The sequence below is a fragment of the Klebsiella grimontii genome (assembly GCF_900200035.1).
GTDB classification, from domain to species: domain Bacteria; phylum Pseudomonadota; class Gammaproteobacteria; order Enterobacterales; family Enterobacteriaceae; genus Klebsiella; species Klebsiella grimontii.
In genome coordinates this window covers 53,729-73,481 of sequence record NZ_FZTC01000007.1, presented here as the reverse complement: position 1 = coordinate 73,481, position 19,753 = coordinate 53,729, and the positions used below count along the sequence as shown (strand labels likewise).

The 19,753-nt window shown below is 58.1% G+C and carries 19 protein-coding genes and 1 pseudogene; 5 read left to right on the top strand and 15 right to left on the bottom strand.

Annotated elements, in window-relative coordinates; translation table 11 throughout:
* Positions 1-2: 2 nt before the first annotated feature.
* Together KOSB73_RS02340 and metE are read right to left on the bottom strand one after the other, a co-directional pair.
* A complete protein-coding gene (locus tag KOSB73_RS02340; protein ID WP_024360616.1) occupies positions 3-692 on the bottom strand; it encodes a transporter substrate-binding domain-containing protein in 690 nt (229 codons plus the stop codon).
* 165 nt (positions 693-857) lie between these two features.
* On the bottom strand, positions 858-3,119 hold the full coding sequence (gene metE / locus KOSB73_RS02335; protein ID WP_082238011.1) for a 5-methyltetrahydropteroyltriglutamate--homocysteine S-methyltransferase: 2,262 nt from the start codon (positions 3,117-3,119) through the stop codon (positions 858-860).
* Positions 3,120-3,351: 232 nt separating this feature from the next.
* On the opposite strand from metE, the gene metR reads away from it, so the two are divergent.
* The gene (metR, locus tag KOSB73_RS02330) at positions 3,352-4,305 is read left to right on the top strand and encodes an HTH-type transcriptional regulator MetR (protein ID WP_024360618.1); all 954 of its coding nucleotides are present in this window, start codon (positions 3,352-3,354) and stop codon (positions 4,303-4,305) included.
* Here metR and KOSB73_RS02325 read toward each other — a convergent pair.
* The 3 genes from KOSB73_RS02325 to pldB form a co-directional block, all read right to left on the bottom strand.
* Positions 4,193-5,092, bottom strand: a complete 900-nt coding sequence (locus KOSB73_RS02325) for a carboxylate/amino acid/amine transporter (RefSeq protein WP_064342056.1) — start codon at positions 5,090-5,092, stop codon at positions 4,193-4,195. The genes metR and KOSB73_RS02325 overlap by 113 nt on opposite strands.
* Before the next feature lie 88 nt (positions 5,093-5,180).
* Positions 5,181-5,981, bottom strand: coding sequence for a sugar/pyridoxal phosphate phosphatase YigL (gene yigL / locus KOSB73_RS02320; RefSeq protein ID WP_004133236.1), 801 nt, complete (start codon positions 5,979-5,981; stop codon positions 5,181-5,183).
* A 43-nt stretch (positions 5,982-6,024) separates the two neighbouring features.
* Positions 6,025-7,017, bottom strand: coding sequence for a lysophospholipase L2 (pldB, locus tag KOSB73_RS02315; protein ID WP_024360620.1), 993 nt, complete (start codon positions 7,015-7,017; stop codon positions 6,025-6,027).
* A 109-nt stretch (positions 7,018-7,126) separates the two neighbouring features.
* Between pldB and rhtB the strand changes: the two genes are divergently transcribed.
* Positions 7,127-7,747 (top strand): homoserine/homoserine lactone efflux protein, encoded by a 621-nt coding sequence (gene rhtB / locus KOSB73_RS02310; RefSeq protein ID WP_024360621.1) that lies wholly within the window; start codon positions 7,127-7,129, stop codon positions 7,745-7,747.
* Positions 7,748-7,798: 51 nt separating this feature from the next.
* A pseudogene (locus tag KOSB73_RS30765) lies at positions 7,799-7,951 on the top strand (ISNCY family transposase); the annotation flags it as partial.
* Positions 7,952-7,993: 42 nt separating this feature from the next.
* Here KOSB73_RS30765 and rhtC read toward each other — a convergent pair.
* From rhtC to pldA, 3 genes are all read right to left on the bottom strand, one after another.
* On the bottom strand, positions 7,994-8,617 hold the full coding sequence (gene rhtC, locus KOSB73_RS02305; protein ID WP_004133243.1) for a threonine export protein RhtC: 624 nt from the start codon (positions 8,615-8,617) through the stop codon (positions 7,994-7,996).
* A gap of 61 nt (positions 8,618-8,678) precedes the next feature.
* The gene (gene recQ, locus KOSB73_RS02300; protein ID WP_004133244.1) at positions 8,679-10,505 is read right to left on the bottom strand and encodes an ATP-dependent DNA helicase RecQ; all 1,827 of its coding nucleotides are present in this window, start codon (positions 10,503-10,505) and stop codon (positions 8,679-8,681) included.
* A gap of 67 nt (positions 10,506-10,572) precedes the next feature.
* Positions 10,573-11,445: a phospholipase A gene (gene pldA, locus KOSB73_RS02295; RefSeq protein WP_004133247.1), complete on the bottom strand. Its 873-nt coding sequence runs from the start codon at positions 11,443-11,445 to the stop codon at positions 10,573-10,575.
* A 155-nt stretch (positions 11,446-11,600) separates the two neighbouring features.
* On the opposite strand from pldA, the gene yigI reads away from it, so the two are divergent.
* Positions 11,601-12,065 (top strand): acyl-CoA thioesterase YigI, encoded by a 465-nt coding sequence (gene yigI / locus KOSB73_RS02290; protein WP_004097567.1) that lies wholly within the window; start codon positions 11,601-11,603, stop codon positions 12,063-12,065.
* A gap of 49 nt (positions 12,066-12,114) precedes the next feature.
* On the top strand, positions 12,115-13,008 hold the full coding sequence (rarD, locus tag KOSB73_RS02285) for an EamA family transporter RarD (RefSeq protein ID WP_004133249.1): 894 nt from the start codon (positions 12,115-12,117) through the stop codon (positions 13,006-13,008).
* Between the two features lie 43 nt (positions 13,009-13,051).
* On the opposite strand, the gene corA is transcribed toward rarD, so the two are convergent.
* The 7 genes from corA to dapF form a co-directional block, all read right to left on the bottom strand.
* Complete coding sequence (gene corA, locus KOSB73_RS02280; RefSeq protein WP_004097564.1) at positions 13,052-14,002, bottom strand: magnesium/cobalt transporter CorA; 951 nt, start codon at positions 14,000-14,002, stop codon at positions 13,052-13,054.
* Positions 14,003-14,151: 149 nt separating this feature from the next.
* Positions 14,152-14,208: a YsgD/CorL family protein gene (gene ysgD, locus KOSB73_RS31450; RefSeq protein ID WP_349817343.1), complete on the bottom strand. Its 57-nt coding sequence runs from the start codon at positions 14,206-14,208 to the stop codon at positions 14,152-14,154.
* A gap of 148 nt (positions 14,209-14,356) precedes the next feature.
* Complete coding sequence (gene uvrD, locus KOSB73_RS02275) at positions 14,357-16,519, bottom strand: DNA helicase II (RefSeq protein ID WP_004127467.1); 2,163 nt, start codon at positions 16,517-16,519, stop codon at positions 14,357-14,359.
* Between the two features lie 77 nt (positions 16,520-16,596).
* Positions 16,597-17,313: a 5-amino-6-(5-phospho-D-ribitylamino)uracil phosphatase YigB gene (gene yigB / locus KOSB73_RS02270; protein ID WP_004133252.1), complete on the bottom strand. Its 717-nt coding sequence runs from the start codon at positions 17,311-17,313 to the stop codon at positions 16,597-16,599.
* Positions 17,313-18,215: a tyrosine recombinase XerC gene (gene xerC, locus KOSB73_RS02265; protein WP_004133253.1), complete on the bottom strand. Its 903-nt coding sequence runs from the start codon at positions 18,213-18,215 to the stop codon at positions 17,313-17,315. The genes yigB and xerC overlap by 1 nt, the downstream gene beginning before the upstream one ends.
* Positions 18,212-18,919, bottom strand: a complete 708-nt coding sequence (locus KOSB73_RS02260; protein WP_004133256.1) for a DUF484 domain-containing protein — start codon at positions 18,917-18,919, stop codon at positions 18,212-18,214. Before KOSB73_RS02260 ends, xerC begins: the two co-directional genes overlap by 4 nt.
* Positions 18,916-19,740, bottom strand: a complete 825-nt coding sequence (gene dapF / locus KOSB73_RS02255; RefSeq protein ID WP_004107680.1) for a diaminopimelate epimerase — start codon at positions 19,738-19,740, stop codon at positions 18,916-18,918. The genes KOSB73_RS02260 and dapF overlap by 4 nt, the downstream gene beginning before the upstream one ends.
* Positions 19,741-19,753: the final 13 nt, after the last annotated feature.

The window sequence follows — 19,753 nt, the reverse complement described above, 5'->3', positions numbered from 1 at the left end:
GTTCAGCTATTGCCGATATGGCGCTTCACCATCCCGGCAATAGTACCGTCCGCTATCCATGAAGAAAGGCAGCGGCAAATAAATTCATAGTGCTGCGGCGCATTGCGCGGGACGCATATCGCCTGGCGTATCTGGCTAAAGCTGTCGGGCAGAACGCGTAACGCCGGGTTTTCCTGCGCGGCTTGCTCCAGAGGCTGGCGAATACCGGCCGCCATATCGCCTTCGCCGTGGATGAATGCCTGAATAGCCTCCTGAGAAGTGGCGTACTGGCGCATCGTCGCGTGTTTTAGCGTGCGAATCAGATACAGCTCGTAGGCCGCACCTTTGCCCACGTTTATCACTACACCTTCGCGGTCCATCTCCTGAACCGACCGTATTTCACTCTCTTTTTTAACCATCGCCGAGCTTTCGATGGTGACGTAGGGCGGCGTGAAGCGAAGCTTATCTTCCCGCGCCGGGTCGATAGCCAGAAAAGCGATATCCCATTGATCCTGCAGCGCCGCATCCACTACCTGCCCGGCCGTCGGCCAGGTCACAAACCGCGCTTCGCGCTGGCTCTCTGCCGCCAGCTTGTTCGCCAGCTCAACGGTTATCCCTCCCGGAGAGCCATCCGGCAGAAGTGTCGCGAGAACCGGGTTGCCCAGGTTAATGGCAAAACGCAAATATCCCTTTTGATCGTTATATTCAGTCATCATTTACCTCCGAAGAGCGACATTCGCCCGGTTCAGGAAACGCTTAACTTTAGCCAAAGAGATCCTTCCTGGGCAAACTCAAGACACAGGATCGCGGCTTGTTGGTTGGACGTTCTTAATGCTCTTCTGCTTACCCCGACCCGCCACGAGTCGGGTCGCTCTCCATTAGGCCTGGCGCAGGTTCTGCGCGGCCTTGACCATGTTGGTCAGCGCGCTTAGGGTTTCCGGCCAGCCGCGGGTTTTCAGGCCGCAGTCCGGGTTCACCCACAGGCGCTCGGCCGGGATACGCTGCGCGGCTTTCTTCAGCAGCGCTTCGATCCACTCCACGCTCGGCACGTTCGGGGAGTGAATGTCGTACACGCCCGGCCCGATTTCATTCGGATAGTCGAACTCTTCGAACGACTCCAGTAGCTCCATATCGGAGCGCGAGGTTTCGATGGTAATGACGTCCGCATCCAGCGCGGCAATAGAGTCCATGATGTCGTTGAACTCGCAATAACACATATGGGTGTGGATCTGCGTGTCGTCTTGCGCCACCGCCGCATTGATACGGAAAGCTTCCACGCCCCACGCCAGATACGCATCCCAGTCGCTACGCTTCAGCGGCAGGCCTTCGCGCAGCGCCGGTTCGTCGATCTGGATGATACCGATACCGGCGGCTTCCAGGTCCGCCACTTCGTCGCGCAGCGCCAGAGCAATCTGCTTCGCAATCGTTTCACGGGTGACGTCCTCCCGCGGGAAGGACCAGCAAAGAATGGTCACCGGGCCGGTCAGCATGCCTTTTACCGGTTTTTCGGTCAGCGACTGAGCGTATTTAGCCCACTCAACGGTGATCGCCTCCGGACGGCTGACGTCGCCGATCACCACCGGCGGTTTGACGCAGCGGGAACCATAGCTCTGTACCCAGCCGTTCTGCGTGAAAATAAACCCATCCAGGTGTTCGCCGAAGTATTCCACCATGTCGTTACGCTCGGCTTCACCATGTACCAGCACGTCCAGGCCCAGGCGCTCCTGCTCCATAATCGCCTGTCTGATGTGTTCGGCGATGCCGGTACGGTAGTTGTTCGCATCCAGATTGCCCTTTTTAAAGTCCAGACGCAGGCCGCGGATCTCAGTGGTCTGCGGGAAAGAACCGATGGTGGTGGTCGGCCAGGCCGGCAGCTTAAAGCGGGCGCGCTGCGCTGCGGCGCGGACTTGATAGGCGCTTTGGCGCTGGCTGTCCTGAGCGGTGATGGCCGCCAGACGCTTCTCCACCGCCGCGTTATGCACGCGGGTTGAGTGGCGACGGGCCTGAATCGGCGCGCTCCATTCAGCAATCGCCGCGGTATCGCCGCTGTTCAGCGCATCGCGCAGCAGCGCCAGCTCCTCACATTTTTGCAGGGCGAAGGCAAACCAGCTCTTCACCTCCGCATCGAGCCGCGTTTCCACGCTCAAATCGATCGGGCTGTGTAGCAGGGAGCAGGAAGAAGCGACCCACAGCTCGCGTTTACCGACGATAGCTTTAACCTGCGCGTATTTCTCGCTCAGATCGGCGCGCCAGACGTTGCGGCCGTTGATCAATCCGGCGGAGAGCAGCCAGTCGGCAGGCAGGCGTTTATGCAGCTCAGCGACATTATCCTGGCCGTGGACCAGATCCACATGTAGACCCTGTACCGGCAGCGCGGTGATGGTGTCGAGGTTATCGGTAATGCCTTCAAAGTAGGTGGTCAGCAGCAGCTTAACCTCGCCGTTAAGCGCCTCGTAAGCCGGTTTGAAGGCGTCCAGCCACGCCTGCGGCAGCTCCAGCACCAGCGCCGGCTCATCAATCTGCACCCATTCAATACCGCGTTTTGCCAGTTCAGCCAGCACTTGCCGGTAAACCGGCAGAATATCGTTCAGCAGGCTCAGGCGGTCGAACGGCTCGCCTTTAACCTTACCGAGCCACAGGTAAGTGACCGGCCCGAGCAGGACGGGTTTCGCCTTGTGGCCCAGCGCCAGCGCTTCATCCACTTCATCCAGCAGCTGGGTCCAGGTCAGTTTGAACCGCTGGCCCTTGACGAATTCCGGCACCATGTAGTGGTAGTTGGTATTAAACCATTTGGTCATTTCTGCCGCCGCAGCCGGTTCGCCGGTCGGCGCGCGGCCGCGGCCAATGCGGAACAGGGTATCGATATCGACGGAGCCGTCTTTGTTCTGATGACGAGCCGGCACGTTGCCCAGTAGCAGGCTGGTGGTCAGAACATGGTCGTACCAGGCGAAATCGCCCACCGGCAGCAGGTCAACGCCGGCTTGCTTCTGTTGATCCCAGTGGCGAGCGCGCAGTTCGCGGCCAACAGCCAGCAGTTCTTCGCGGCCGGTATTGCCCGCCCAGTAGCTCTCTTGCGCTTTTTTCAGCTCGCGACGCAGGCCAACGCGAGGGAAACCGAGGGTGTGATTAATAATTGTCATTTTTTTGAGCCTCATAATTTCAATCCGAAAGATTTCGGATTTAGGGAAGGCGGCAAGCTTGCTCATCCCCAGGAGCTTACTGAAGTAAGTGACTGGGGTGAGGAAGTGCGGCCAACGCACCATAAATTCGAAAGATAAAGGATTTAGCCATCCAGATGTTTACACATCCATAATTGGCAGTTACTGTATATTCCTCAAGCGCAAATTATTCATGCCGAAGTGAAGGACTTTCATGATCGAAATTAAACACCTGAAAACGCTCCAGGCGTTGCGGAATAGCGGTTCTCTGGCAGGCGCTGCGGCGGCCCTGCACCAGACCCAATCCGCCTTGTCCCACCAGTTCAGCGATCTGGAACAGCGCCTCGGCTTCCGTCTGTTTGTGCGCAAAAGCCAGCCGCTGCGCTTTACGCCGCAGGGAGAGATCTTGCTCCAGCTGGCAAATCAGGTGCTGCCGCAAATCAGCCGCGCCCTGCAGGATTGCAACGAGCCGCAGCAAACCCGGCTGCGCATCGCTATCGAATGCCATAGCTGTATCCAGTGGCTCACCCCGGCGCTGGAGAGCTTCCGCGCCCGCTGGCCGCATGTGGAAGTGGATTTCCAGTCCGGGGTGATCTTCGACCCGCAGCCGGGCCTGCAGCAGGGCGAGCTGGATCTGGTGATGACCTCGGATATCCTGCCGCGCAGCGGCCTGCACTATTCGCCCATGTTTGATTTCGAAGTGCGTCTGGTGATGGCGCCAGACCATCCGCTGGCGGCAAAGATGCGCATTGCGCCTGAGGATTTAGCGACCGAAATGCTGCTGATTTACCCGGTACAGCGCGCTCGTCTGGATATCTGGCGTCACTTCCTGCAGCCGGCGGGGATCAGTCCACAGCTGAAGAGCGTCGACAATACGCTGCTGCTAATTCAGATGGTGGCGGCGCGGATGGGGATCGCCGCCCTGCCTCACTGGGTAGTGGAGAGCTTTGAGCGCCAGGGTCTGGTGGTCACCAAAACCCTGGGCGAAGGACTGTGGAGCCGACTGTACGCCGCGGTGCGCGACGGCGAGCAGCGTCAGCCGGTCACCGAAGCGTTTATTCGCTCAGCGCGGAATCACGCTTGCGACCATTTGCCGTTTGTGCGGAGTGCGGAGCGACCCAGCGTCGATGGACCCATAGCGAGGCCAGGATCACCAGAGCGCCAATAATAAAGCTTGGCCAGCGGGGCTGCGTCTGCCAGATGGCAAGGTTCACCAGCAGCCCGGCGGGCACGTGCATATTGTTCATGATGCCGAGCGTACCGGCATCGACCTGGGTGGCGCCGTAGTTCCACATAAAGTAGCCAATCCCCGATGCCGCCACGCCAAGAAACAACAGAATGCCCCACTGTAGCGAGGTTTCCGGCATTTTCTGCGCATTCCCCAGCATAGACCAGGCGACAACCGCCACCAGAAATGCCCCGACGTAGAACCAGGCGAAGGCGTTATGCTGCGGCATCGGACGCGTTTCCATCAGGCGTTTGTAGCCCACCATGCCAATCGCGAAGCTGATGTTGGAGAGCTGAACGAGGATCAGACCGGTCCAGAAATGGTTGGTCACCTGGTCATAACGAATAATGCCCGCGCCGATAACCGCCAGCAGCGCGCTGCAGGCGTAGCCCCAGCGCAGAGGGCGACGGCTCATTAAATCGTAAATCAGCGTGATGTAGAGCGGCGTCAGAACGGTAAACAGCAGGAGCTCGGATACCGTCAGGTACAAATAGGCCTGGAAACTCAGCATGTACATGATGCCGAGCTGCATCGCGCCTACCAGCATATACAGGCCGATAGTGGTCAGGCTCTGCCCGCGGGTGCGCAGGAAGGGCAAAAACACCAGCGCCGCCAGGCCAACGCGCGCCAGCACCGCAAAATAGCTATCGACGTGGCCTGCCAGGTATTCGCCATACAGGCTAAAAGAGAAGGCCCACAGAATGGTGGTGATAATCAGTAGCGCCACAATGAATGTCTCGTAGAGTAAAGAACACCCATTGTAGCGAAGTGACAGGTTGACAACTGCTCATTAATAAAACAATCGTCAATCTTTTTTAGTCAAGATAGAGTTTACGCAGATAGTGGGGAACGGCATCATCGACATTGCTGCCGATCACTTCCAACTCAGGGTGCAGGTCTTTCAGCCGCTGGTGCGCGTTGGCCATAATGCAGCCCTTGCCCGCCATTGACAGCATCTCCGCATCGTTCATACCGTCGCCGAAGGCGATACACTCTTTCAGGCTATAGCCAAGCATTTTCGCCACCGCCTCCAGCGCATGCCCTTTCGACACGCCGCCCGCCATCACTTCAAGGCAGGTGACGGTAGAGAAGCTCACGTTCACGCGATCGCCCCAGCGGGCATTGATCGCCTGCTCCAGCGGCAGCAGATGCTCATGCTTATCGCAGGTGAAAAAGACTTTGCTGATGCCTTCCGGGTCCAGCTCGCCCGGCTCGTAGAGCTTGTAGTTAAACACTGCCTCTTTGAAGAAGCGCATCTCTTCCGGACGGTGGCGGTTCATATACCACTCATCTTCACGATAGACGTTGGTCACAATCGCCGGATCGTTACGCATCATCTCAAACAGGTCGGCGGCGATATCGCGGTCGAGGTTGTGGGCGAAGATCTGCTGCCCTTCGCTATCGTGCACACGAGCGCCGTTCGAGGTGATCATATAGGATTTAATGCCGAGATTATCGCGAATTTGCCCAACATCGATGTAGTGGCGGCCGGTCGCGAACACGAAGTTGATACCGCGTGCGGTAAGCAGCTTCAGCGTCTCTTTGGCGTAGGGAGTTAAGCAGTGATCGGGAGAAAGCAGCGTGCCATCTAAATCAGACGCAACAACCTGGTACATAAAAATTTTAACCTCTAAGCAGGGCGACGAGCGTTTCGCCGGATTAAGTGTGTCGACCAAAAAAATCGACGATAGCGTTTAGCGCGACCGAGCGCATGGCGTCCTTTTCAAAAAGGATCTCATGGTATGCCCCTTCTATGACAAACGGCTTATTCCCTTCACAGGGATGGCCGCCCGCGGCGCGACGTTCACAGTAGCGATCGTGCATGCGGTTATCGACCACCCGCTCTTCTTCCGCCTGGAGCAATAGCGTGGGCGTGACGTCTTTTTCCGCACCGGCCAGCACCTCTTCGCCGGCGAGGATCCCCTCGCGCACCCAGTGGAACGTCGGCCCGCCGACACGCAGCTGCGGCTCATCGGCGTAAAAACGCAGGTTGCGGCGATAGCGTTGGCGGCTGTGCGTCAGGACGTTGACCGCAAAGGGCAGCGCGCGCCAGCGGCCGGTACCGAGGGCATACTCTTCACGAATGCGCTGATGGCCCTCAGCCCAATCGAGAATATGGCGCACCATCCAGTCAGGCAGGCGCATAACGATGCCGAACATCGGCGCGCAGAGCGCCATCGCATCGCAATGCTGGTGGTAGCGCTGCAAAAATAGCGTCGCAATGGCGCCGCCCATGGAGTGGGCCAGTATAAACCGCTTCCGCCAGCGTCCGGGCGCTACCTGCTGCTGCCAGAACGCGGCGAGATCGTCGACGTAATCGCTGAAATTAACGACGTGCCCGCGGTGGGTGTCAGAAAGCATGCGTCCGGAGCGCCCCTGGCCGCGATGATCGATAATCATCACGTCAAAACCGCTGCGGAAAAGATCGTAAGCCAGTTCGGCGTACTTAACGTAGCTTTCAATGCGACCCGGGCAGATAACCACGACCCGATCATGACTTTTGGCGCAGAAGCGAACAAAGCGCACCGGAACGTTATCCACGCCCGTAAATTCAGCCTCTTCCCGCTGACGCCAGAAATCGGTCAGTGGCCCCATGGTAAAGGCCGCAAACGCGTTTTCTCGTGTTTCCCAGTCCTTTTGCTGCAAAAACATCGGGCTTACACCCCTGATAACCGCTGAAAATCGTTTTTTTATCGTGTATCACACAATGCTTACACAATAGCGTATTGTGGCATAAAAACAGACAATCAGGGAGTTTCTCATGACGTTCGAGTGGTGGTTTGCCTATCTGCTGACATCGATTATTCTCAGCCTGTCACCGGGTTCCGGGGCGATAAACACCATGACCACCTCAATCAACCACGGCTATCGCGGCGCGGCGGCCTCTATTGCCGGTCTACAGACCGGACTGGGCATCCATATTGTGCTGGTGGGCATCGGCCTGGGTACGCTGTTTTCCCGTTCGCTGCTGGCCTTTGAAATCCTTAAATGGGCGGGCGCCGCTTATCTTATCTGGCTCGGCATTCAGCAGTGGCGGGCCGCGGGCTCTCTCGATCTGAATACCCTTGCGCAAGCGCAGACCCGCGGCAAACTCTTTAAGCGCGCGGTTTTCGTGAATCTGACCAACCCGAAAAGCATCGTCTTCCTCGCCGCGCTATTCCCGCAATTTATCGTGCCGCACCAGCCCCAGGTGATGCAGTACCTCGTGCTCGGCGTCACCACCATTGTGGTCGATATTATCGTCATGATTGGCTACGCCACGCTGGCGCAGCGTATTGCCGCGTGGATTAAGGGGCCGAAGCAGATGAAAGCGCTAAACAAGATCTTTGGTTCGCTGTTTATGCTGGTCGGCGCCCTGCTGGCCTCCGCGCGCCACGCCTGATGTATAGATAAACAGCAAATTACTGTATTGATGACTCTGGCAGAAAAGTAGCTTGAGGAAGGTATGCAGAAGGGCATAAAAGAGGGCAAACGCGCCGCGCTTCTTAGCGTCGCGAAGGCCATGCTCGAACGGGATATTGATGCGGCGGCGGTGATGGAAATGACCGGTCTGACGTCCGACGATTTGCAGCAGCTCCGTCATTAATACCCGGCCCACCCATAACCTCTTAGGCGGGCCGCAGAACGCTTAGCGCGAAATAATCAGATGAATACCGAAGCCGGCGAATAGCGTACCGGCAATGCCGTCGATCCATTTCGCCATCCGCTGGTAGCCGCGGCGCATGCCCGGGAGGGCGAACAGGCTGGCAACCACCGTAAACCAGGCCAGCGTCTCCAGCACGATCAGCAGGAAAATCCCCCAGCGCGCGCCGGAACTGACGCTGTCGCCGACAAACAGCGAGAAAACGGAGCCGAAGTAGATAATCGCTTTGGGGTTCGCCAGATTGGTCAGCAGCCCTTTCAGGAAGCTCCGGCCGCTGCGCGCCAGCTCAACCTGAGGCTCTACCGCCGCTGCCGCTTCGCCTTTTTTCAGCGCGCCGCGCAGCATCTGCAAGCCCATCCAGCACAGATACAGGCCGCCACCGACCATAATGATGGTATGCAGCCAGGCCATCTTCGCAATAATCAGGTTCAGGCCGAGCAGGGCTACGCCCGCCCACACCATTACCCCGCAGGTGATCCCCAGCACGCCCATCATCGCCTCTTTGCGAGAGCGGCTAACGGCGGTCTGTGAGACAAAGAAAAAGTCCGGGCCAGGACTCATCAGCGCAATGATATGCACCAGCGCCACGGTGAAGAAAAGCGTCAACATGATTAACTCGCAGGAAAATAGTCAGGACGAAAACTATATTTGCACTTTTTCGTCCGGCTGACTACTCATCATCGCCATCCACGTGCGCCCGGATCAGGGCCATAAACTCTTTACCAAAGCGCTCAAGCTTACGCGTACCGACGCCGTTGACGCTGAGCATCTCTCCTGCCGTCAGCGGCGTTTGCTCGGCCATTTCAATCAGCGTCGCATCGTTAAACACCACATAGGGCGGGATATTCTCTTCATCGGCAATCGCTTTACGCAGTTTGCGCAGCTTGGCGAACAGCTTACGATCGTAATTGCCGCCGAAGGATTTCTGCATCGCTTTCGGCTTCAGCGCCACAATACGCGGTACGGCAAGCTGCAGCGTCACGTCGCCGCGCAGGACCGGACGCGCGGCTTCGGTAAGCTGCAGCGCAGAGTGCTGGGCAATATTCTGCGTGACCAGCCCCAAATGAATAAGCTGACGGATAACGCTGACCCAATGCTCATGGCTCTGTTCGCGCCCGATACCGTAGACCGGCAGCTTATCGTGCCCCATATCGCGAATACGCTGGTTATTGGCGCCGCGCAGCACTTCCACCACGTAGCCCATACCAAAGCGCTGGTTAACGCGATAAATCGTCGACAGCGCCTTACGCGCGTCCATTAAACCGTCGTACTGTTTTGGCGGGTCAAGGCAGATATCGCAGTTGCCGCAGGGCTCCTGGCGCCCCTCGCCAAAGTAGTTGAGCAGCACTAAGCGGCGGCAGGTTTGCGCTTCGGCAAAGGCCCCCATCGCGTTGAGCTTATGGCGTTCAATGTCCTGCAGCGGCCCGGCGGGCTTCTCTTCAAGGCAGCGTCTGAGCCACGCCATATCCGCCGGATCGTAAAACAGCATCGCCTCGGCAGGCAGCCCATCGCGCCCGGCGCGCCCGGTCTCCTGGTAATAGGATTCAATATTGCGGGGGATATCGAAATGCACCACAAAGCGGACGTTCGGTTTGTTGATACCCATACCGAAGGCCACCGTCGCCACCACGATTTGCAGATCGTCGCGCTGGAATTTCTCCTGCACGTCGGCGCGGATATGATTTTCCAGCCCGGCGTGGTAGGCCGCCGCGCTAATACCACGACTTTGCAGGCGCGCGGCGGTATCTTCAACTTTCGAGCGGCTATTGCAGTAGATGATCCCCGACTTGCCGCGCTGGTCCTGCACGTAGCGCATCAGCTGATCCAGCGGCTTAAACTTCTCCATCAGCATATAGCGGATGTTGGGACGGTCGAAGCTGCTGACCTGGATGAGCGGATCGTTCAGGTCCAGCAGGCGGACAATGTCGCGACGCGTGGTGTCATCGGCGGTGGCGGTCAGCGCCATAAACGGGATGTGCGGTATCCGCTGGCGCAGCTGCCCTAACGCGGCGTATTCCGGACGGAAGTCGTGGCCCCACTGGGAAATACAGTGCGCCTCGTCTACCGCCACCATCGACAGATTCCAGTGCGTAAGATGCTCGAGGAAGTTATCCAGCATCAGGCGCTCCGGGGCGATATACAGCAGGCGGATCTGCCCGCTGCGGCAGCCGGCCATCACCTCCTGCTGCTGCTCCCGGCTCTGCGTTGAGTTCAGGCACGCCGCCGCCACGCCGTTAGCCAGCAGCTGATCGACCTGGTCCTTCATCAAGGAAATAAGCGGCGATACCACAACGGTCAGACCGCCCAGCACCAGCGCCGGCACCTGATAACACAGCGACTTGCCGCCGCCGGTCGGCATCACCACCAGGCAGTCGCGCCCGGCCAACGCCGTATCGATAATGGTATCCTGGCCCGGGCGAAACTGCTGGTAGCCGAAGGTCTCTTGTAAAACCTGCTTAGCCAGCGATTCCTGATTCAATACTTCCGCCTGCGCCACGTTGACCCCATATGCCTGAAAAGAAAACAGGCGCTATTTTCAGCGCCTGAGAGCCAGAGTGCAACGATTAAAACAGATCGTTGAGCATCAGCCCGACGCCAACGCGGGTCTGATTAAAGTTATAATCGATGAGCGACTCGCCATAACCGCTATAAACCTGAGTATAGACGCGCACGTGTTTGGTGATCGGATAGCTCACCCCAAGCTCGGCGCCGCCGTAGCCGGTATTCCAGTTATATTGCCCTTGGGCGCTGAGAATAGCGTCGCCCAGCTGATAGCCCACTTTCAGCCGGTAATACCCCATATATTTGGTGATATCCGGGTTATCGTCGGTGCTGCCAATCACGTACCAGGGCTTCACCTCGACCAGCCAGTTGCCATTTTGCGCCATCAGCCGGGTATAGAGGCGGTTCCAGCTGCGGGAAGTGGGATCGGAACGGCCGTTAGAGTCGTGGTTATATCCCATTTCAACGTCGCGCAGCGTCCAGCCGGCGAACGAGTAATCGGTCGCGAAACCGAGGAACAGCTGCGGCTCGTAGTTGGTTTCGCGAAACGGCGCGGACTCTTTGCTGTTGGAGAGCTGCCACCAGGATTTTTGCGTATACGAAGCGCCCAGCAGCGAATTCTCGCCCAAAATCCCGCGCCATAATGGAAACGCCAGGCTGAGCTGGAACTTCACTTCATCTTTACGCGCGTTCTCGGCCCAGTCGTAGCTACGAATCGCTTCTTTGTTAAGATCGCTGGTCCACGTATAGAGCAAATAGTTGCTCTCATAGGGATAGAGCAGGAACGGATTATCATGGTCCTGTAATAGGTTGGCGATAATGCTCCCGCGAACGGCCGGGGTGTCGTGGACCTGTTTATTCACCGGCGCGTCCTGCGCCAGAACGCCAGCCGGAAGCGCAATAAACGCCAGCAGGCAGGCCAAAGAGATACGCATTGCTGTTCTCCTGGATGGATATTTATTATTTCTGTTTAACCCAGGCAGCATTCTACCTATTTATACGTCTTCTGACCTGTTATCCGTTCTTAAAGTAGAAATCAATATTTTAGAAGCATAAAATCAACATTTCATTAACTTTTGGAAATGCTGTTATGTCTGAACTGACCGCCGCCGCCGCCCTGAAGCTGGTGGGAGAAATTTTCGTCTACCATATGCCGTTTAATCGTGCCTTAGGCCTGGAGCTGGAGCGTTATGAAAAGGAATTTGCCCAGCTGAGTTTCAACAACCAGCCGATGATGGTCGGCAACTGGGCGCAGAGCATCTTACATGGCGGCGTGATCGCCTCAGCGCTGGACGTCGCGGCGGGACTGGTATGCGTCGGCAGTACGCTCACCCGGCACGACACCATCAATGAAGAAGAGCTGCGCCAGCGCCTGTCGCGGATGGGCACCATCGATCTGCGCGTCGACTACCTGCGTCCAGGCCGCGGGGAACGCTTTACCGCCACCAGCAGCCTGCTGCGCGCCGGTAACAAAGTGGCGGTAGCCCGCGTCGAGCTACATAACGAAGAGCAGGTGTATATCGCCAGCGCCACGGCGACGTATATGGTGGGTTGATCGGCCTAAATCGAGTAACATCACTCTCTTTGGCAATGGATTTGTACCGATGGATGCTAAACAAACGCGGGTGGGGGTTCTGCTGGCCCTGGCCGCCTATTTTATCTGGGGTATCGCGCCGGCGTACTTCAAGCTTATCTACTATGTTCCCGCCGATGAAATCCTGACTCACCGCGTGATCTGGTCCTTCTTCTTCATGGTGGCGCTGATTAGCGTCAGCCGCCAGTGGCCGCAGGTCAAAAGGCTGCTGAAAACGCCAAAAAAAGTGTTGCTGCTGGCGCTCTCTGCGGTGCTGGTGGGCGGTAACTGGCTGCTGTTTATCTGGGCGGTGAATAACCATCATATGCTGGAAGCCAGCCTGGGCTACTTTATCAATCCGCTGGTGAACATTCTGCTGGGGATGATCTTCCTCGGGGAGCGTTTCCGTCGGATGCAGTGGCTGGCGGTGCTGCTGGCCGCCTGCGGCGTGCTGGTACAGCTCTGGACCTTCGGCTCGCTGCCGATTATCGCCCTGGGCCTGGCGTTCAGCTTCGCTTTTTACGGCCTGCTGCGTAAAAAGATCGCCGTGGATGCGCAAACCGGGATGCTGTTTGAGACGCTCTGGCTGCTGCCGGTCGCCGCGATTTATCTGTTTGGCATCGCCGATAGCCCGACCAGCCACATGGGGCAGAATCCGTGGTCGCTGAACCTGCTGCTGATGGCGGCAGGCGTGGTCACCACTATTCCGCTGCTGTGCTTTACCGGCGCGGCGACGCGTCTGCGCCTCTCCACGCTGGGCTTCTTCCAGTATATCGGCCCGACGCTAATGTTCCTGCTGGCGGTGACCTTCTACGGCGAAGTGCCGGGCGCGGATAAAATGGTGACCTTCGCCTTTATCTGGGTGGCGCTGGCGATTTTCGTGATGGATGCGATTTACACGATACGCCGGACACGTAGGGCATAAAGCCAGACCAATACGCAAAAAAAAGGAGCCGAAGCTCCTTTTTTTACAGCCAGTTTTTGCGCTTAAAGTACAGATACGGCGCCAGACCGGCGAGCATCATAAAGACAATCGCCCCGGGGTAGCCAAAGCTCCAGTGCAGCTCGGGCATAAACTCAAAGTTCATCCCATAGCTGGATGCCACCAGGGTCGGCGGCAGGAACACCACGGAGACCACCGAGAAGATTTTGATGATGCGATTCTGCTCGATGTTGATAAAACCCATCGCTGCCTGCATCAGGAAGTTAACCTTCTGAAACAGCGATTCGTTGTGCGGCAGCAGGGATTCGATATCGCGCAGGATCTCACGCGCCTGCTCCAGCTGGCCTGCCGGCAGACGGGCTTTACGTACGAGGAAGTTCAGCGCGCGCTGGGTATCCATCAGACACAGGCGAACTTTCCAGCCGATATCTTCCTGCTCCGCCAGCGTCGAGAGCGCCTCGTCGTAGTCGTCGCCCTGTCGGCCTTCCATGATCACCCGGCTGAGCTTTTCCAGATCGCTGTAGATGTTTTCGATTTCATCCGCCAGCTGCTCAATTTTGGTTTCGAACAGGTCCAGCAGCAGCTCGTAGGCGTTGCCGTCCACCATCGACTGGCTGCGGGCGCGCATGCGATACAGGCGGAAAGCGGGCAGCTCCCGTTCGCGCAGGGTGAACAGACGGCCTTCGCGGATAGTGAACGCCACGGTAGAGTTACCGGCGTGATCCTCAGCATCTTCAAAAAAGAAAAATGAGTGGATATGCAGGCCGTCTTCATCCTCAAAGAAACGCGCTGACGCTTCGATGTCTTCCAGCTCCGGGCGCGTCGCCAGGTTCTGGCCCAATTCCGTTTGCACGCGGCTACGTTCATCGTCGTCAGGCTCGACCAGATCGACCCACACCGAACTGGCGAGGTGCTTGATCTCGTCGGCTTCAAGCCGCGTTAAACGATTGTTTTCCAGTTGAAATGCGCTCAGCATGACCGGGACTCCCAATGCAAAAAATTATCGGACAGTTCGGTGGGCACACAGAAACAATTTGGGTTTCAGACCATTAAGCCTGACTCAGAGCGACGGGAATAGAACGAGTCGCCGACAACCGCTAAGGCTATCAGCATAAGAGGATAGCCTTAGGAGTTGTTCCTGATGGGCAGGAAATTGAGCCAGCATCTACTGGGTGTGTCCAAGGCGAATGTCCTCTTAGCGTAATCGTGCGCGCATGTTACGCCAGCGCAAAATCGGCGTCAACACGCAACGGAACGCTAAAGAGCAAATCAAGCTCCTTAACGTATAAAGGTAGCAGAATATTAAAAAATTATGATATTTTTCTTACTGTTACACTGTTTCCAACCGGGCGTACGCCGCGACCAGCCATTTGATCCCCTGCCCCTGAAACGCAACCTGCAGGCGGCTGTGTTCACCGCTGCCTTCGAGGTTAACGATCGTCCCTTCGCCAAACTTGGCATGGCGCACGCGCTGGCCCAGCTTGTAGCCGGTGTCGTTTTCCGCCATCGGCGTCCCCATCCGCTGATGGCTGACCGGACGGCTCACCGTCGCGCGCAGCCGCACCTCTTCTACGCACGACTCCGGCAGCTCGCCGATAAAGCGCGATGGCCGGTGATACACCTCTTTGCCATACAGGCGGCGGGTTTCCGCGTAGGTCAATGTGAGCTTCTGCATCGCGCGGGTGACGCCGACGTAGGCCAGGCGGCGCTCTTCTTCCAGGCGGCCGCCCTCATCCAGCGCCATCTGGCTCGGGAACATCCCCTCTTCCACCCCAACGATAAAGACCTGCGGGAACTCCAGCCCTTTCGCCGAGTGCAGGGTCATCAGCTGTACCGCGTCCTGCCAGGTATCCGCCTGCCCTTCTCCCGCCTCCAGCGCCGCGTGCGAGAGAAACGCCTGCAGCGGCATGAGATCTTCATCTTCTTCGTTGTAGCTGAACTGGCGCGTTGCCGTCACCAGCTCCTCTAAGTTTTCAATACGCGTCTGGCCTTTCTCGCCTTTCTCCTGCTCGTACATCATGCGTAGACCGGAGTCTTTAATTACCCGGTCGGTCTGCACGTGCAGCGGCATATCGGCGGTCTCCTGCGCCAGCGCGTCAATAAGCTCCATAAAACGCTGCAGGGCGCTGGCGGCTCGCCCGGCCAGGACTTTGTCTTTTAACAGCTCGCGGCAGGCCTGCCATAGCGTTAGCTGGCGATCGCGCGAGGTCTGGCGCACCACGTCCAGGGTGCGATCGCCGATACCGCGCGTCGGGGTATTCACCACGCGCTCAAACGCCGCGTCGTCATTACGATTGGCGATCAGGCGCAGATAGGAGAGCGCATCTTTGATCTCCTGGCGTTCGAAGAAGCGCATGCCGCCATAAATACGATACGGCATGCTGGCCTGCAGCAGCGCCTCTTCCAGCACGCGCGACTGGGCGTTGCTGCGATACAGAATCGCGCACTGCTCCAGCGCCCCGCCGTTTTCCTGCCAGGTTTTGATGCGGTTGACGACAAAGCGCGCCTCATCAAGATCGTTAAACGCGCAGTAGAGCGAAATCGGCTCGCCGTCGGCGCCGTCGGTCCACAATTTTTTTCCCAGCCGTCCGCTGTTGTTCTCAATCAGGGCGTTCGCCGCGCTGAGGATATTGCTGGTCGAGCGATAGTTTTGCTCGAGGCGGATAGTTTCCGCGCCGGGGAAATCGTTGAGGAAGCGCTGGATGTTCTCCACCTGCGCGCCGCGCCAGCCGTAGATCGACTGATCGTCATCGCCGACGATCATCACCTTGCCGGTATCGCCCGCCAGCAGGCGGATCCACGCGTACTGAATGTTGTTGGTATCCTGGAATTCATCGACCAGGATATTAGTAAAGCGCTCGCGGTAGTGCTGCAGGATATGCGGCTTATTCAGCCACAGTTCGTGCGCGCGCAGCAGCAGCTCGGCGAAATCCACCAGCCCCGCCCGATCGCAGGCTTCCTGATAGGCCTGATACACCTTCTGCCAGGTCTGCTCAACCGGGTTGCCGTAGCTCTGAATATGGTGCGGTCTCAGGCCTTCGTCTTTCTGGCCGTTGATGTACCACATCGCCTGACGCGGCGGCCACTGCTTCTCATCGAGGTTCATTGCCTTAATCAGGCGCTTAAGCAGGCGCAGCTGGTCTTCGCTATCGAGGATCTGGAAGTCCTGCGGCAGGTTGGCGTCAAGGTGATGGGCGCGCAGCAGCCGGTGCGCCAGGCCGTGGAAAGTGCCGACCCACATACCGCCCTGGGTGGTGCCCATCAGTTGACCAATACGATGGCGCATCTCCGCCGCCGCTTTGTTGGTAAAGGTCACCGCCATAATGGAGTAAGGGGAACAGTTCTCAACGCTCAGCAGCCAGGCGATGCGGTGTACCAGCACGCGCGTCTTACCGCTGCCCGCTCCTGCCAGAACCAGCATATTCGTACGTGATGCCGCAACGGCTTCACGCTGTTTGTCATTAAGGCTGTCGAGCAGGTAAGAAACGTCCATTGGCACCGCCGGAAATGAGACGCCCGGCAACGTGCAGTTCACCGGGCTACTGTTAATTTATACAGAACTACTGACGATTATATCAGCGAGGTCAGAGATGCCAACCGTGAAATTTCGATGTGCGGCAGCAGACGGCTGTCGGCGGTGCGCATCAGGTCTGCGCCCTGCGGTTTGATCCAACAGGCCTGCATGCCGCAGCGAATGGAGCCCGCCACGTCGGTCGTCAGATCGTCACCGACGTGCAGAATCTGCGCCAGCGGCAGCTCCAGCCGCTCTGCCGCCAGATGATACATATCGGCAAAAGGTTTAGAGCGCCCGTCCGGACCGGCGCGCAGCACGAAGCGGAAGTAGTCGCTCAGGCCAAAAAGTTCCGGCCGGGCATTACCGTTGGTAATGGCCACCAGCGGCCATTTTTCCGCCAGCTTCGCCAGCGTATCGTGCGTCTCTTGCGGGACGTCGATCAGGCTGCGCCAGTGGGCGAAGTTGGCCATCGCTTCATCCGCCCCCGTTTTCGCCAGCGCCGCAGAAAGCCCGGCGTTGAGCATCCCCAGCTCCAGCGCGCGGCGGCGCCACTCGGTGACATCGTGGTAAATTTCCGGCTCTGAGGCCAGCAGCGTCTGGCGCAGCCGGTTGAGTTCGCTGGCGTCAAATTGACTCAGCGACGGATGGTAGCTGCGCACAAAGCTCAGCGACTCATGCAGCGTCCGGTCAATCACCGGGCGGTTGTCATAAAGGGTATCGTCCAGGTCAAATGTCAGTGCTGAAATCTGGCCCAGAGGTCGGTAAAAACGCATTATTTCCCCCGTTTGGCGCGCGGATGCGCCGCATCGTACACCGACGCAAGGTGTTGAAAATCAAGATGGGTATAGATTTGAGTGGTGGAAAGGTTCGCATGCCCCAGCAGCTCCTGCACTCCGCGCAGATCGCCGCTCGACTCCAGCATATGAGTCGCGAAGGAGTGGCGCAGCTTATGCGGATGTACGTGACTGTTGAGGCCCTGCTTAACGCCCCATTCGGCAAAGCGCTTTTGCACATTGCGCGCTGAAATTCGCTTGCCCAGTTTCGATAAGAACAGCGCGTCTTCATCGGCGCCGAACAGGCCGCGCAGGTCGAGCCAGTGCTCAATCCACGCCACCGCGTTGCGGCCAATCGGCAGGCGGCGCTCTTTGCTGCCTTTGCCCATCACCCACACCTCGCCGGATTCCAGATCGAGGTGCTTAATGTCGAGATTCACCAGCTCCGAGAGACGCAGCCCCGCGCCGTACATCACTTCCAGCATCGCCCTGTCGCGTACCGCCAGCGGATCGTTAAGATCGATATCCAGCAGCCGGTTAACGTCGTCGACATCGATATTTTTCGGTAAATGGCGCGGTGTTTTCGGCGCCGAAATCCCCTTTGCCGGATTAGCCGCCAGTTCACCCTGGCTCACCAGCCAGTCAAAGAAGCTGCGTAATGCGGAGAGGCGTAACGCCAGGCTCGCCGGCCCCAGCCCCTGACGACGGCTGCGTACCGCCAGGCTACGGACCTGAGCAGCATCGCACTGCTGCCAGCTTTTCAGCCCGGCGTTTTCCGCCAGCGCGATAAGCGTCTCGAGCTGACGGCGGTAGTTCAGCAGCGTTATTGGGCTAAGCTGACGCTCGACGCCGAGATAGCGTAAAAAGCGCTCTACGGAAGGCAACAGCGGTGAGGCGTTCATGCGCGCTCGATCCAGCGCTCCAGCAACCCCGGGAGCATCGACGCAATTTCCTGCAACAGCTGCGTTCCCTGACCTTGCTGATAGTGCTGGGGATCGCGACTGCTGAACAGCATCACGCCGGGCGCTTCATCACCCCCCAGCAGCGACATCGCCACCGAGCCAACGGCTTTTGCTTCCGGCAGCGCCACCAGCAGTTCCGGACCGTTCAATGGGCCAAGATAGTGGCGCTGCTGGCCAAGCCGCTGGATGCGAATGGGCTCAAACGCCTGACGGCTTATCGCCAGATGGGTGAATTTAGAGGGCGCGCCGAGCCGCCAGCTGTCGGGAAACAGGCGCACCGTCGCGCCCGCCAGCCCCAGCTCGCGCGCCCAGCGATGAAAGCGGTTCAGCATTTCATCAAGGCTATCGGCCGCCGCCAGCCGCGTCTGGAGATCAAACAGGCGCTGAAACAGGCTTTCGTTCGCCGTCGCCTGCGCCATCAGCAGCGACATATTCTCTTCCAGCACGTTGATATGATTCCGCGCCCGCGCCATATGCCATTCCACCAGCGAGACCGAACCACGTACCGGATGCGGAACCGACATGTGCTCCACCAGCGCCGCATTACGAATAAAGAATTCAGGATGTTGCAACAGATAGTCCACCACTGCGCGATCGTTCAGCACGCTGGTGATTTCCTGCTGTTCTTCCCCGACTTGTTTCATAAATGAATAAATCCGTCATAGACATGTGCCGCCGGGCCAGTCATATACAACGGTTGGCCCGGACCTTTCCAGGCGATATCAAGACGCCCGCCGGGTAATTCCACGCGGACCTCCTCGCCCAGTAAACCCTGCTGGATACCTACTGCCGCCGCCGCACAGGCGCCGCTGCCGCAGGCCTGCGTTTCACCCGCGCCGCGTTCATACACGCGCAGACGAATATGGGAGCGGCTGATCACCTGCATAAAGCCGATGTTCGCCCGCTCCGGGAAGCGCTCGTGGTTTTCCATCACCGGACCGAGCGTTTCCACCGTCGCGGTTTCCACATCATCGACCTGAATAACGCAGTGCGGATTACCCATCGACACCACGCCGCACAATACTGTCTGTTCAGCGGCGCGCATGATATAGGTCTTTTCCGCTTTGTTCGCGCGAAACGGCACCTGCGACGGTTCGAAGTTCGGCTCGCCCATATTCACGCGCACCAAATCGTCTTCCGTCACGCTTAATACCATACGGCCATTTGACGTACTCACGCGGATATCACGTTTATTGGTCAGGCCTTTCAGGCGCACAAAGCGGGCGAAACAGCGCGCGCCATTGCCGCATTGCGCCACTTCGCTACCGTCTGCATTGAAGATGCGATAGTGGAAATCGAGCTCTGGATCGTAGGGCGGCTCAACCACCAGCAGCTGATCGAAGCCCACGCCAAGATGCCGATCCGCCAGGCGGCGAATCAGTTCCGGGGAGAAAAAAACATTCTGAGTTACCGCGTCAACGACCATAAAGTCATTGCCAAGGCCATGCATCTTAGAGAACTGCATCATCTACTCCAGC